This is a genomic window from Providencia sp. JGM181, assembly GCF_018257375.1.
In the GTDB taxonomy this organism is placed as follows: domain Bacteria; phylum Pseudomonadota; class Gammaproteobacteria; order Enterobacterales; family Enterobacteriaceae; genus Providencia; species Providencia lanzhouensis.
On the sequence record NZ_JAERJY010000034.1, the window covers coordinates 1 to 13867 of the forward strand.

Sequence of the window (13867 nt, forward strand, 5' to 3'; positions counted from 1 at the left end):
ACTATTTTTCGGCATGATTATATCCCTATTTAGCATTCACATTAGTTAATAAAACAATCCAATTAGATTGTTATCCTATTACTAACACAAACTTTAAAAATGACTAAATAGAGTTAATCTGCATTATTTATAGATTTTAAATAATTTCAAAAACATTTATTTTAAATAAAAAAAAGGGACGATTTCTCGTCCCTTTTCTCAATTTAATCTAAGCGAATATAAATTACGCTTGACCTTTAACTTCTTTCAGACCGTTGAATGGTGCGCTGTTACCCAGAGCTTCTTCAATACGGATCAGTTGGTTGTATTTAGCAACACGGTCAGAACGGCTCATAGAACCAGTTTTGATTTGGCCCGCCGCAGTACCAACCGCTAAATCAGCGATAGTTGCATCTTCAGTTTCACCTGAACGGTGAGAGATAACGGCAGTATAGCCAGCATCTTTCGCCATTTTAATCGCAGCTAATGTTTCAGTCAGAGAACCAATTTGATTGAATTTGATCAGGATTGAGTTAGCGATGCCTTTCTCGATACCTTCTTTTAAGATCTTCGTGTTAGTTACGAATAAATCGTCACCAACTAATTGAATTTTGTCACCAAGAACTTTAGTTTGGTATGCGAAACCATCCCAGTCAGATTCGTTTAAACCATCTTCGATAGAAACGATTGGGTATTGTTTAGTCAGTTCTTCTAAGTAATGAGTGAACTCTTGTGAAGTGAAGGTTTTACCTTCGCCTTTCAGTTCATAGTTGCCAGTTTCTTTGTTGTAGAACTCAGAAGCTGCGCAGTCCATCGCCAGAGTCACATCTTTACCCAGAACATAACCTGCTTGCTCAACCGCTTCTTTAATAGCAGCCAGTGCAGCAGCGTTAGATTCTAAGTTAGGTGCATAACCACCTTCATCACCAACAGCCGTATTCATACCTTTAGATTTCAGTACTTTTGCTAAGTGATGGAAAATTTCAGAACCCATACGTACCGCTTCTTTCAGAGTCGGTGCGCCAACAGGTTGGATCATGAATTCTTGGATATCAACGTTGTTATCTGCGTGCTCACCACCATTGATGATGTTCATCATTGGCAGAGGCATAGAGTATTGACCGTGAGTACCATTCAGATCAGAAATATGCTCATACAGAGGCATACCTTTTGCCGCAGCAGCTGCTTTTGCGTTTGCTAAAGAAACTGCCAGAATTGCGTTTGCACCGAATTTAGATTTGTTTTCAGTACCATCTAAGTCAATCATGATTTTATCGATATTTGCTTGATCTTTAGCATCTTTACCGATAACTGCTTGAGCGATTGGACCGTTAACAGCGGCAACAGCTTTCAGAACACCTTTACCCAGAAAACGTGATTTATCACCATCACGCAGTTCCAGTGCTTCACGAGAACCTGTAGATGCGCCTGATGGAGCCGCAGCTAAACCAACAAAACCACCTTCTAAATGTACTTCAGCTTCAACAGTTGGGTTACCACGAGAATCAATGATTTCACGACCGATCACTTTAACAATTTTGGACATTAGGTTTTCCTCAGTACAAGTTAAATTTCGGGAAGTTGGCGAAAATTGCCGACTTCCCCGTATCTTATTTCAACTCACCTTTCTGGTACTTACCAGCGGCTTTAACAAAACCTGCAAACAACGGATGACCATCTCTTGGGGTCGAAGTGAATTCTGGGTGGAACTGGCAAGCCACAAACCATGGGTGGTTTGGATTTTCAATGATTTCAACCAGTTTATTATCCACAGAACGACCTGCAATGTTCAGACCCGCATCTTCGATACGTTTCAACAGCAGATTATTCACTTCGTAACGGTGACGGTGACGTTCAACAATCGTTTCTGCGCCGTACATACCGCGCACTAAACTGCCATCGGTTAAATGACATTGTTGACCACCAACACGCATTGTACCGCCAAGGTCGCTCTCTTCAGAACGCACTTCAACGTTGCCATCTTCGTCACGCCATTCAGTAATCAGCGCAACAACTGGGAATTTGCAATCTGCATCAAATTCAGTGGAGTTCGCGTCTTTCATGTTCGCAACATTACGTGCAAACTCAATCAGCGCCACTTGCATTCCCAGACAAATACCTAAATAAGGAATTTTGTTCTCACGGGCATATTGTGCCGTCAGAATTTTGCCTTCAATACCACGAGAACCAAAACCGCCTGGGACTAAAATCGCATCCAGACCTTTGAGTAACTCAACGCCACGGGTTTCGATATCTTGAGAATCAATCAGCTTAATATTCACTGTTAAGCGATTTTTCAGACCCGCATGTTTCAGTGCTTCGATAACTGATTTGTATGCATCTGGTAATTCAACATATTTACCCACCATACCAATGGTAACTTCACCTGCTGGATTGGCTTCTTCGTAAATAACTTGTTCCCACTCAGATAAATCAGCTTCTTTGCATTCAAGGCGGAAACGGTTACAGATGTATTCATCTAAACCTTGCGCCTTCAGCATGCCAGGGATTTTATAGATTGAGTCTGCGTCTTTCAGAGAGATAACCGCTTTTTCTGGAACATTACAGAATAGGGCAATCTTCGCGCGCTCATTCGCAGGAATGACGCGATCTGAACGACAGATCAGCACATCTGGCTGAATACCAATTGACAGTAACTCTTTCACAGAGTGCTGTGTTGGTTTTGTTTTCACTTCGCCCGCAGCCGCTAAGTATGGCACTAAGGTTAAGTGCATATACAGTGTGCGCTCACGGCCCACTTCCGCAGCCATTTGACGAATAGCTTCTAGGAATGGCAGAGACTCGATATCACCAACTGTACCGCCGATTTCGACTAATACAACGTCATGACCTTCACCACCACGGATGATGCGATCTTTGATTTCATTAGTGATATGAGGAATAACTTGGATGGTCGCGCCTAAGTAGTCGCCACGACGCTCTTTGCGCAGGACTTCAGAATAAACACGTCCAGTCGTAAAGTTGTTGCGACGTGTCATTTTGGTACGAATAAAACGCTCATAATGACCTAAATCCAAGTCAGTTTCAGCGCCGTCTTCTGTAACGAAAACTTCCCCGTGTTGGGTTGGGCTCATTGTGCCTGGATCTACGTTAATGTAGGGATCCAGTTTCATAATGGTCACATTGAGTCCACGGGCTTCGAGTATAGCCGCCAAGGAGGCTGCGGCAATGCCTTTACCCAGAGAGGATACGACCCCGCCGGTCACAAAAATATAATTAGTTTTCATGCTGAACCTGAACGTTTAGGTTTAAAAGATGATGGATATAACAGGACGGGAAAACAGTATACCCGAACCTTAAATCTCCTACAAATGTTCTAAGCGCAATAAGGCTAGTTTTCATTAATACCTTAAATAAATCAGCAAGTTAAAAATAAAAATATTTATCGTTTGATAAATAGTCACTTTCTAGGGTGCTATTCAACTGTTTTGCAAGATTAACACATTTTTGTGTAAATGCTAAATCCTTTCAGCTTAATCTATCACTGAAAAAACATCATTTTGCCGATTGTTTGATTTTGAATAACTATTTCAATCCGTGACTATCATTATCGACAAGCATTTTTTGTAAAATTTAGCTGTCTGGATTGGGTCATTCATCTAATTTGATAGACACCCACAATGCTTCCATCTCATCAAGTGTAGCAGTTTCTGTTGATTTGCCAGTTTTTGCTAATCGTCTTTCGATTTCACGAAAACGGCGCTCAAATTTATTGCACGCTTTTTGTAAGGCAAGCTCCGGCTTGTGTCCTAAATGGCGGGATAAATTAACAGTCGCAAATAATAAATCGCCAATTTCCTCTTCAAGATGCTGTTCATCCACGACTGCTTGAGTGGCTTCTTCCATCACTTCCGCTAGCTCTTCGGTGACTTTGCCAGCTACAGGACCCAGCGTATCCCAATCAAAGCCGACTGAGGCACAACGCTTTTGAATTTTATAGGCTTTCATTAAGGCAGGAAGTGCATTCGGGATATCATCCAACACTGAGTATTGATCTTTCTCTGCACGCTCTTTGGCTTTACGCTGTTCCCAACCGGCAATGGCTTCTTGGCTGCTGAGTTGGTTATTTTCGTCGAAAATATGAGGATGGCGACGTTCAAGTTTGTCGCTGACAGCTTGGCAAATATCATCAAAATCAAATAGATTTTGCTCTTGAGCCATTTGCGCGTAGAACACCACTTGAAAGAGAAGATCCCCCAACTCGCCTTTTAAGTCGATAAAATCTTCTCGTTCAATGGCGTCTAGAACTTCATAGGTTTCTTCAAGGGTATAAGGGGCAATAGTCTTAAACGTCTGTTGCGTATCCCACGGACAGCCATTTTGCGGGTCACGCAAACGCGCCATAATAGTGAGTAACCGTTCAATTTGTTTATTGCCCTGCTGCATATTTAACCCTTATCAAAAAATAATTACATGGTGTTTTAATGAGGGTTATACCTTAACCAAATTGAATTGAATACGCTAAATTTTCAGATTTTTATTAACTAAACAACGAAAAAACTCTTTTCAAGATCATACCCAAATATACCGAAAGTAGATTTTCAAAATAGTTTGGATGTGCAGCTAGGCGGCAAGTAAGCAAGACCCTAGGAGCATACATAAGTATGTGACTAGGGCGAGCGCGCGCAGCCAACAACGCTGCGCGCCAAAATATGAAGAAAATTAGGAAGAGTGGCGTTTCGCCTCGATAACATCCGGTAACTGATTTAACTTCGTGAGAACTCGCCCCAGCACCTCGATATTATACAGCTCGATAGTCATATCGATGGTGGCGAGCTGCTGCTTCACATCGCTGCGGCTGCTTACCCCTAGCACGTTGACTTTTTCGTTCGCGAGGATTGTCGTAATATCGCGCAATAATCCACTGCGGTCATTGGCTATCACTCTTACCACCAACGAGTAACCGCTAGAGTAGTTTTCACCCCAAACTGCATCAATCACACGCTCTGGCGCGTGGCTTTGCAGCTCGGCAAGCTGTTCACAATCTGCACTGTGAATCGAAATTCCGCGACCTTTGGTAATAAAGCCGACGATTTCATCACCCGGAATTGGCTGGCAGCAACGCGCAATATGGTGCATCAGGTTGCCGACCCCTTCGACCACTACGCGCCCACTGCCGTGGGATGGTGCTCTTGGTACGCCAGATTTATTTTCCAGTGACTTCATCGCAGCGCGATCTTCTTCCTCTGCCGTCGCTTTATTAAACTTAGCTTGTAGGAAGTTAACCAATTGATTGATTCGAATATCACCGCCGCCAATTCCCGCTAACACTTCATCCAATGAGTGTACGTTATAACGGGCAATCAACTGTTTTTCTGCATCTCGTAAACTGATATCTAGATGAGATAATTCGCTGTCAAGAATTTGACGTCCCGCCAGAATATTTTTATCGCGGTCTTGTTTACGGAACCAGTTTTGAATTTTCGCCCGTCCACGGCTGGTTGTCACATAACCGAGGTTAGGATTGAGCCAGTCGCGACTCGGGTTTGGGTGCTTCTGGGTGATAATTTCAATCTGATCGCCCATTTGCAATTGGTAGCTAAATGGCACGATGCGCCCACCAATTTTCGCTCCAATACAGCGGTGTCCGACATCACTGTGAATATGGTAAGCAAAATCGAGCGGCGTTGAACCTGTTGGTAAATCCACCACATCGCCTTTTGGCGTAAACACATACACTCGGTCATCAAACACTTGGCTACGTACTTCATCCAGCATTTCACCAGAATCTGCCATCTCTTCTTGCCACGAGATGAGTTTACGCAGCCATGCAATGCGGTTTTCGTAGCTGCTGCCCTTACCTACGCCACTTGCACCTTCTTTATATTTCCAGTGCGCAGCAACGCCCAGCTCTGCATCTTCATGCATTTGGCGGGTACGGATTTGGATCTCTAGTGTTTTACCATTTGGACCTAAAACCACTGTATGGATCGACTGATAGCCATTTGGCTTTGGGTTCGCTACATAGTCGTCGAACTCATCGGGTAAATGACGGAAATGAGTATGCACAATCCCCAGTGCCGCATAGCAATCTTGTAGGCGTTCAACCACGATACGTACCGCACGCACATCATATAACTCGCCAAATGCTAAGGATTTCTTCTGCATTTTGCGCCAAATACTGTAAATGTGTTTTGGTCGGCCATACACTTCAGCTTGAATTTGCTCTTTGAGCATATATTTGCGCAGTGTGCTAACAAAATTGTCGATGTATTCTTCACGGTCAATACGGCGCTCGTGCAGTAATTTCGCAATTTTTTTGTATTCGTCAGGGTGTAGATAACGGAAACAGAAATCTTCTAATTCCCATTTTAATTGCCCGATCCCTAAGCGGTTTGCCAACGGTGCATAAATGTTGGAACACTCTTTCGCCGCTAAGACACGTTCATCTTCGCTGGCATCTTTGACTTCACGTAAATGAGCGATACGCTCGGCGAGTTTAATGACCACGCAGCGGAAGTCTTCTACCATCGACAACAGCATACGGCGGATGTTATCCACCTGTACGGAACTGGTTTCGTTAGATTGAGTGGCTTTAAGTTCGCGGATGGCATCCATCTCAATCACGCCTTTTACCAGCGCATGAATGGATTGACCGAAATCATCAATAACGGATTGTTCGTCGAGTTTTCCCTCTTCAACTAAAGGGAACAGCAACGCAGCTTGTAAGCTACCAATATCCATGCTGAGCGTGGATAGAATTTCGGTCATTTCAATGCCGCGCCACAGTAGCAGAGGCGCAATATCCTGCCCCGATAATTTATCGTGACAATACTGCCAGGTATGGATGAGTTTTTCTTCTGATTGTTTATTATTCAAACCCAAATCATTAACCCATTTTTCGGGGGCAAATTCACCTGCTGGGGTTAAATGCGCACTTCTTACTGCAACCATATATTCTCCCTACCTGTTACACCTCTGGGCTACGAACAAATAGCGCCATGGATTCCAGATGACTAGTTTGCGGAAACATATCCAACATCCGCAATTGAGATAACTGATACCCGCCTTCAAGCAAAACTTTACTGTCTCTTGCTAACGTTGTTGGATTACAAGAAACATAGACAATTTTTTCTGGCATCAGTTTAATTAAATGTTCCATTACACCAGCGGCACCTGCTCGAGCAGGATCTAACAAGACTTTATTGAAACCTTCTTGCGCCCACGGCTGAGTGTGAATCTGTTCTTCCAAGTTCTCATTATAGAACGCCGCATTCTCAATTGAGTTGCGCTGGGCGTTATTTCTGGCTTGAGTGACTAAATTTTCAACACCTTCAACGCCTACCGCCATTTTCACTAAGCGGGAAATTGGCAGCGTAAAGTTACCCATCCCACAGAAAAGATCCAATACCCTATCTTCTGGGCTTAGATCTAACCATGCTAAGGCTTGCGCCACCATGTGCTGGTTAATTTCGCCATTCACTTGAATAAAATTGGCAGGACTAAATTGTAAGGTTTCACCCGCCACCTGATATTCAGGTAAAATGGAGCCAGCCTCAAGCGGGACTAACTGACCTTCATTCCCTGCTAACCAAATACTAAGCCCATGAGACTTGGCAAAGTCTAGCAAGTGTTTTCTATCAGATGCGTCAACAGGGGCTAAATGACGTAGCAGGATAAGATTGCCGTTATCCCCGTGAATCAGCTCTACATGCCCTAATTTGCTGGCAATCGATAGCTGATTTAAACAGGTGGACAATGGCGCTAACAGTGCATCAAGTTCTGCGTGCAATACTGAGCAACTTTTAATGTCCACCAGCGTGTTGGTTTGCGTTTGGCGAAATCCCATCATTAAGTGATTAGATTTATTTTGATATTGCAGCCCCAAACGCGCGCGGCGGCGATAACCATATTCTTCACCGCCAATCACCGAAATAGGTGGCAGTACAGAGCCAGTCTCCCGCCCCATTAAATGTTGTAAAGCCTGCGCCTTGCTTTCGCGTTGAAGCCCAATCTCTACATGCTGCTGTTGGCAGCCACCACATTGATTAAAATAACGGCAGCGGGGTTTCACTCGTTGCGGGCTAGTGCTAAGGCGTTTAATGACTTTGGCTTTGGCAAAATGACGTTTATCTTCCGTTAGTTCGACTTGCGCCTCTTCCCCTGGTAATAAACCAGTGATAAATATGGCTTTGCCATCATGACGAGCTACGCCTTGCCCAGCGGCATCTAAACTATCGACATGAACCGTGATTTGACGGCGTTGGGTGGTGCGGCGATTTGGCGAGTAAAATTGGGCCATAAGTAGTCACTAAACGGAGTTAAATAAATTCTATTTCAAGCCACAGGTGGTAAGCCCATATTTACTTTATAACGGCTTACTTTATCACTGCGACTGCCTGATAATTGGGTAGACAAATTAGCGGGCTATCATAGCATTTTTTTTACCAAAATTAGTGACCACTTAGTTTTTTTGTCACGCTATATACTGACTTTTTTTATCAGCGTTAATTCGTCACCATAAATTTTCGATACTCTTCATAAGCATAATGGTCAGTCATTCCGCTAATGTAGTCTTGGAGCAGTCTGGCTCGATAATAAAACTCTAGCATCGATTTATCCGCATCGCTGGTGACTGAAATTTTTTCCAAGGCTTCGTTATAGGAGAGTCGATGTTTATTGGATAGCTTATGAAATAGGCGAGTTTCGATAAAAAAGTGTTTATGGTAATTTTGTGCCACTAATGCCGCAAAATCCTCTCTATCCATCATCAATAGTGGGCTGTAAACATCTAACAACCCGCTAATAATTCGGTAGCCTTGTAGCTCTAACTCTTCCACTTCATGGTGATTAAACACATGCTTAAACGCCACTGTTTTTAAAGCTTTTAAGAGGCGATGCTCTTGGCTTTTATCCTCAAGTAACGCGCTGTTAAAGCTGCCGTGATAAATTTCAGGCAGGTTTTGAATAAAGCGCTGAGCACTGTAATGGGCGAGTTTTCCTGTAATATTGACACGCAAATACATAAAAAACTGATCTTGCTGAATGCGCCTTGTGTGGTTATCGCTGATATTATTGAATGCCCGCAAAATAGTTTGGTCGAAGAGATCCCCAGATTTTACCTCGCCCCACTCCGCTTTTAGGTATTCAATTAGCTGCTCAACGGTATAAATGCCCTTTTCTGCTGCATCGTCTAAATCCGCAATACAGTAAGAAATATCATCGGCAGCTTCCATGATATAAGAGAGCGGAAAACGGCAATATTTTCCCATTTCCAATTTTTTACTTAACTCGCTGACAAAATCCGCTTCAGACCAATAATAGCCCGGTTTTTTCATTAAATAATCAAATTCTGGCGGGATAGGCTCAAGGTCATAAGCGCCGCGAGTGTATTTCAAAATAGAGCCAATTTGGGCGTAGGTTAAATTCAGCTTGAGCAGGCGATGCGCCATGCGCAGCCCTTGAGCGTTCCCTTCAAACGAGCATAAATCACGCTTAAGCTGACGACGAAATAGATCCTGCTTTTCATTACCAGTCAGTTGTAACGCTTTAATTTTGCAAGGGTCTGTCGTTTCTGGCGTGAAGAGATAATCTGGCGATAACAATTTACTGAACCAGCGTTGAATAGCGGCTTCACCGAAATGCCCAAACGGTGGGTTGCCAATATCGTGCATCAAACACGCCATTTCCACCAGGCTTTCAAAGGCATCACAACGGTCAGTTAAACCATATTCATCAAGCAATTTTTTCTTTTTCAGCTCACCCAACACCGTTTTGCTGATGTAGCGCCCAACTTGTTGGACTTCAAGAGAATGGGTTAAACGGCTGCGTACGGCGGAGTTTTGTTCAAGGGGAAAAACTTGGGTTTTCTGCTGTAAACGTCGAATGGCTGCCGAGTTAATAATCCGCCCACGGTCGCTTTCAAAGAGACGGTTTACGGCATCTTCATCATCGGGTGAGACTTTTTGATTTTTCCCACTGCTCATATAGTTACGCTGGAAACTCAGTTTTTTAACAAAATTAATCTCTTTTCCCGCCATGCTAGCCTCTATGCCTTACCGTTTTATTCCTGAATCTCCAAAGAAAAGGCAGAGGAAAACCCACCTTTCGATGTTACACTTTAGCCATCTACGACATAAGTGTCTAATTAATCAACAGTGAGTATGACATAATGAAAATCGGTATCATAGGTGCGATGGAGCAAGAAGTTGCGACCCTGCGCGAAAAAATTGAAGGTTGCCAAACATTGAGCCTTGCTGGCTGTGAAATTTATACAGGGAAAATAAACGGCGTTGACGTCGCTTTATTAAAATCGGGCATCGGTAAAGTCGCAGCGGCAATCGGTACCACATTATTGTTAGAACACTGCAAGCCTGATGTTATCATCAATACAGGTTCTGCGGGCGGTTTAGATCCACGTTTAAATGTAGGTGATATCGTCGTATCTACCGAAGTGCGCTACCACGATGCGGATGTCACCGCATTTGGTTATGAGCCGGGTCAAATGGCACAGTGCCCACCGGCATTTATTGCCGATGCAAAACTCATTGAAACTACCGAACAGTGCGTGAAAGCGTTAGATATGAACGCCGTTCGCGGTTTGATTTGCAGTGGTGATGCTTTCATCAACGGAGCTGAGCCTTTAGCGCGTATCAAAGCGACATTCCCAACCGTTGCTGCCGTTGAAATGGAAGCCGCGGCTATCGGTCATGTCTGCTACCAGTTTAAGGTACCTTTTGTGGTGGTTCGTGCAATTTCAGATGTGGCAGATAAAGAGTCCCACACTAGCTTTGACGAGTTTTTACCTATCGCTGCACGCCAATCATCCTTGATGGTTGCTGCGATTGTCACAGCATTAGCGTAATTTATTTCTCACTTTCTAAGGCATAACTGACCTTCATTTATGCCTTTTCTAATACCTCTTTGTGAAGTAATGCTATGAATCTAACGACCAAACTCATGCGCTCACTGATTGGTTTTCTATTTTTCTTAACCCTAATCAATAGTGCATTCGCCACTCCCAAATCCCGAGTCATTAGTTTATCACCTGCCAATACGGAGCTGGCTTATGCCGTAGGATTGGAAGATAGCTTAATTGCCGTAAGCGCCTATTCCGATTATCCAGAATCTGCCAAAAAGCTTGAGCAAGTAGCGGATTGGCAAGGGTTAAATGTGGAGCGGATTATTGCCTTAAAGCCGGATTTGATCTTGGCGTGGCGAGGCGGTAACCCGCAGCGACCTCTGGATCAGCTTGCATCGTTAGGGATTCCAATTGTCTATTTTGATTCGCAAAGCATTGATGGAGTTATCGCTTCACTGGAAGAGCTTGCACAATATAGCCCTCACCCAGAAGTGGCCGAGAAAAATATCGCCCAAATGCGTAGCACGTTAAAGATGCAAAAAGATAAATTAGATAATAATAAAAAACCTAAGCAATTATTTATTCAATTAGGCACTCAGCCATTATTTAGCGCTGGCGATAATACTCTTCAAAATGATGTCGTTAAGACTTGCGGCGCTCAGAATATTTTCGAAAACAGCGCTGTCCAATGGCCTCAAGTCAGCCGTGAGCAAGTCCTCGCTCGCAAACCCGATGCCATCATTATGACCGGCTCCTCCGAGCAAGAAAATGCCGTCAAAGCTTTCTGGAGCACCCAACTCAATGTCCCCATCATTCGCTTAAATGAGGATTGGTTCCACCGTGCCGGTCCCCGCATCATCAACGCCACCGAGCAATTATGCACCCAGCTAAACGCTCTACCAAACTAAGAAAAGAAGTTAAGAATCTAAGATCACAGCAGGATTTTTTGAACAGAATTAATGCAGCAGGACAAAGATAATAAAACTAATTTTTTTCGTTTAAAATCTCACGAAATAATCTTTCTAAATAGTTTGTGCTGTGGCTAGGCGGCAAGTGAGGATATCTCGGGGAGCATACATAAGTATGTGACCCGAGTAGCTGAACGAAGCCAACACCGCCACAGCGCAAAATATAACGAAAAATCAGATGCTGAAGGAAGAACCACAACCACACGTGGATTTCGCATTCGGATTCGTCACAATAAAGCGCGACCCTTCTAACCCTTCAGTATAATCCACACTTCCACCCACTAAATATTGCAGGCTCATTGGGTCTACAACCAGTGCGACACCTTGTTTTTCGATGGTCATATCCCCTTCGTTGATTTGATCATCGAAGGTAAAGCCATATTGGAAACCACTGCAACCACCGCCCGTAATGTAGACGCGCAGACGCAGGTTTGGGTTATTTTCATCGGCAACTAAGTCTTTTACTTTGGTTGCAGCTGCATCGGTAAATTGCAGAGGCAGAGCTACATCATCACTCATTTATTACTCCAGACCGGTGACCGGTAAATTCATAGGTAAGGCAAAGCCTACTTAGATCAATTTCTCAATTATCCGTCACCTGACTCATTGGTTCAAGTGTTGTTACACAATTGAGCACAGAGTTACTATTCATCTTTATGATTGATCCATCATTGTGATTGATAGCATTGGTTTAATCTCCCTTGTGCTTTAGAATAGCGGCAACTTTTTATTTAGTCTCTTTTCAGGAGCCCTGCAATGCACCATTCCGAAGAATTATATAATGAAGCCCAACAGCTGATCCCTGGCGGTGTTAACTCCCCTGTTCGCGCCTTTAATGGTGTGGGTGGTACCCCGTTATTTATCGAGCGCGCTGATGGCGCTTACATTTATGATGTCGATGGCAAAGCTTACATTGATTATGTGGGCTCTTGGGGTCCAATGGTATTGGGTCACAACCACCCCGCTATCCGTGATGCGGTAATTAAAGCCGTCAATAAAGGCTTAAGCTTTGGTGCACCAACCGCTGCTGAAGTAGAAATGGCAAAATTGGTGTGCGAGTTAGTCCCATCTATCGATATGATCCGTATGGTCAACTCCGGTACTGAAGCCACCATGAGCGCAATTCGCCTTGCTCGTGGTTATACAGGCCGCGATAAAATCATTAAATTCGAAGGTTGCTACCACGGTCACGCTGACTGCCTATTAGTGAAAGCCGGTTCCGGTGCACTGACCATGGGTGAGCCTAACTCTCCGGGCGTACCTGAAGATTTCGTTAAGCACACATTAACTTGCACATACAACGATTTAGCCTCTGTTCGCCAAGCTTTCGAAAACTACCCTGAAGAAGTGGCGTGTGTGATTGTTGAACCTGTCGCGGGCAACATGAACTGCGTACCACCAACCGCAGAATTCCTGCCGGGTCTGCGTGCATTATGTGATGAATTCAACGCACTGCTGATCATCGATGAAGTGATGACAGGCTTCCGTGTTGCACTCGGTGGTGCTCAAGATCACTACAACGTACAACCGGATTTAACCTGTTTAGGTAAAATCATCGGTGGCGGTATGCCTGTGGGTGCATTTGGCGGTCGCTATGAAGTGATGGAAAAATTAGCGCCTATCGGTCCTGTTTACCAAGCGGGTACACTTTCGGGTAACCCAGTTGCCATGGCGGCGGGTTTAGCCTGCTTAAATGAAGTCTCTCAGCCGGGTGTTCATGCACGTTTAACAGAACTGACCGATAAGCTGGCTCGTGGCTTAGCCCGTGTTTCTAAAGAGCAAGGCGTGCCTATGGTTATCAACCATGTAGGCGGGATGTTTGGTCTGTTCTTCACTGACGCCGAATCAGTAACGTGCTACCAAGACGTAATGAAGTGCGATGTGACTCGCTTTAAGAAATTCTTCCACTACATGTTAGAAGAAGGCGTTTACTTAGCACCATCCGCATTCGAAGCAGGCTTTATGTCTGTCGCCCACAGCGATGAAGATATCCAGCGCACCATCGATGCCGCGGAAATTGCACTGGCAAAAATCAAAGCCGAATAATCCCCGCAATAAACCGCACCCATAAAAATAGGCGCCATCTGCAAAAGACGGC

The 13867-nt window shown here is 44.1% G+C and carries 10 protein-coding genes; 3 read left to right on the top strand and 7 right to left on the bottom strand.

Features of this window, described 5'->3' with window-relative positions; all coding sequences use genetic code 11:
- Positions 1-223 precede the first annotated feature (223 nt).
- From eno to dgt, 6 genes are all read right to left on the bottom strand, one after another.
- Positions 224-1525, bottom strand: coding sequence for a phosphopyruvate hydratase (gene eno, locus JK188_RS06800; protein WP_006659306.1), 1302 nt, complete (start codon positions 1523-1525; stop codon positions 224-226).
- A 64-nt stretch (positions 1526-1589) separates the two neighbouring features.
- Positions 1590-3227: a glutamine hydrolyzing CTP synthase gene (gene pyrG / locus JK188_RS06805; protein WP_154602423.1), complete on the bottom strand. Its 1638-nt coding sequence runs from the start codon at positions 3225-3227 to the stop codon at positions 1590-1592.
- Between the two features lie 364 nt (positions 3228-3591).
- On the bottom strand, positions 3592-4386 hold the full coding sequence (gene mazG, locus JK188_RS06810) for a nucleoside triphosphate pyrophosphohydrolase (protein WP_211887776.1): 795 nt from the start codon (positions 4384-4386) through the stop codon (positions 3592-3594).
- A gap of 276 nt (positions 4387-4662) precedes the next feature.
- Entirely contained in the window at positions 4663-6894 is a 2232-nt protein-coding gene (relA, locus tag JK188_RS06815; RefSeq protein WP_154602421.1) for a GTP diphosphokinase, read from the bottom strand.
- A 16-nt stretch (positions 6895-6910) separates the two neighbouring features.
- Complete coding sequence (rlmD, locus tag JK188_RS06820; protein WP_211887774.1) at positions 6911-8242, bottom strand: 23S rRNA (uracil(1939)-C(5))-methyltransferase RlmD; 1332 nt, start codon at positions 8240-8242, stop codon at positions 6911-6913.
- Positions 8243-8447: 205 nt separating this feature from the next.
- Entirely contained in the window at positions 8448-9980 is a 1533-nt protein-coding gene (gene dgt / locus JK188_RS06825) for a dGTPase (RefSeq protein ID WP_211887773.1), read from the bottom strand.
- A gap of 131 nt (positions 9981-10111) precedes the next feature.
- Between dgt and mtnN the strand changes: the two genes are divergently transcribed.
- Together mtnN and btuF are read left to right on the top strand one after the other, a co-directional pair.
- Positions 10112-10804, top strand: a complete 693-nt coding sequence (gene mtnN / locus JK188_RS06830) for a 5'-methylthioadenosine/S-adenosylhomocysteine nucleosidase (protein ID WP_211887772.1) — start codon at positions 10112-10114, stop codon at positions 10802-10804.
- Between the two features lie 95 nt (positions 10805-10899).
- Entirely contained in the window at positions 10900-11709 is an 810-nt protein-coding gene (btuF, locus tag JK188_RS06835) for a vitamin B12 ABC transporter substrate-binding protein BtuF (RefSeq protein WP_211887825.1), read from the top strand.
- Positions 11710-11943: 234 nt separating this feature from the next.
- Here btuF and erpA read toward each other — a convergent pair whose 3' ends face one another.
- Positions 11944-12288, bottom strand: a complete 345-nt coding sequence (gene erpA / locus JK188_RS06840) for an iron-sulfur cluster insertion protein ErpA (protein WP_132496746.1) — start codon at positions 12286-12288, stop codon at positions 11944-11946.
- 237 nt (positions 12289-12525) lie between these two features.
- Between erpA and hemL the strand changes: the two genes are divergently transcribed.
- Positions 12526-13815 carry a glutamate-1-semialdehyde 2,1-aminomutase gene (gene hemL, locus JK188_RS06845; protein ID WP_154602416.1) on the top strand — a complete coding sequence of 430 codons (1290 nt, stop codon included), beginning with the start codon at positions 12526-12528 and terminating at the stop codon, positions 13813-13815.
- Positions 13816-13867: the final 52 nt, after the last annotated feature.

Excerpts from the sequence above, each read along its gene's own strand:
- eno (WP_006659306.1), bottom strand. The coding sequence starts at position 1,525 with ATGTCCAAAATTGTTAAAGTGATCGGTCGTGAAATCATTGATTCTCGT.
- pyrG (WP_154602423.1), bottom strand. The coding sequence starts at position 3,227 with ATGAAAACTAATTATATTTTTGTGACCGGCGGGGTCGTATCCTCTCTG.
- mazG (WP_211887776.1), bottom strand. The coding sequence starts at position 4,386 with ATGCAGCAGGGCAATAAACAAATTGAACGGTTACTCACTATTATGGCG.
- relA (WP_154602421.1), bottom strand. The coding sequence starts at position 6,894 with ATGGTTGCAGTAAGAAGTGCGCATTTAACCCCAGCAGGTGAATTTGCC.
- rlmD (WP_211887774.1), bottom strand. The coding sequence starts at position 8,242 with ATGGCCCAATTTTACTCGCCAAATCGCCGCACCACCCAACGCCGTCAA.
- dgt (WP_211887773.1), bottom strand. The coding sequence starts at position 9,980 with ATGGCGGGAAAAGAGATTAATTTTGTTAAAAAACTGAGTTTCCAGCGT.
- mtnN (WP_211887772.1), top strand. The coding sequence starts at position 10,112 with ATGAAAATCGGTATCATAGGTGCGATGGAGCAAGAAGTTGCGACCCTG.
- btuF (WP_211887825.1), top strand. The coding sequence starts at position 10,900 with ATGCGCTCACTGATTGGTTTTCTATTTTTCTTAACCCTAATCAATAGT.
- erpA (WP_132496746.1), bottom strand. The coding sequence starts at position 12,288 with ATGAGTGATGATGTAGCTCTGCCTCTGCAATTTACCGATGCAGCTGCA.
- hemL (WP_154602416.1), top strand. The coding sequence starts at position 12,526 with ATGCACCATTCCGAAGAATTATATAATGAAGCCCAACAGCTGATCCCT.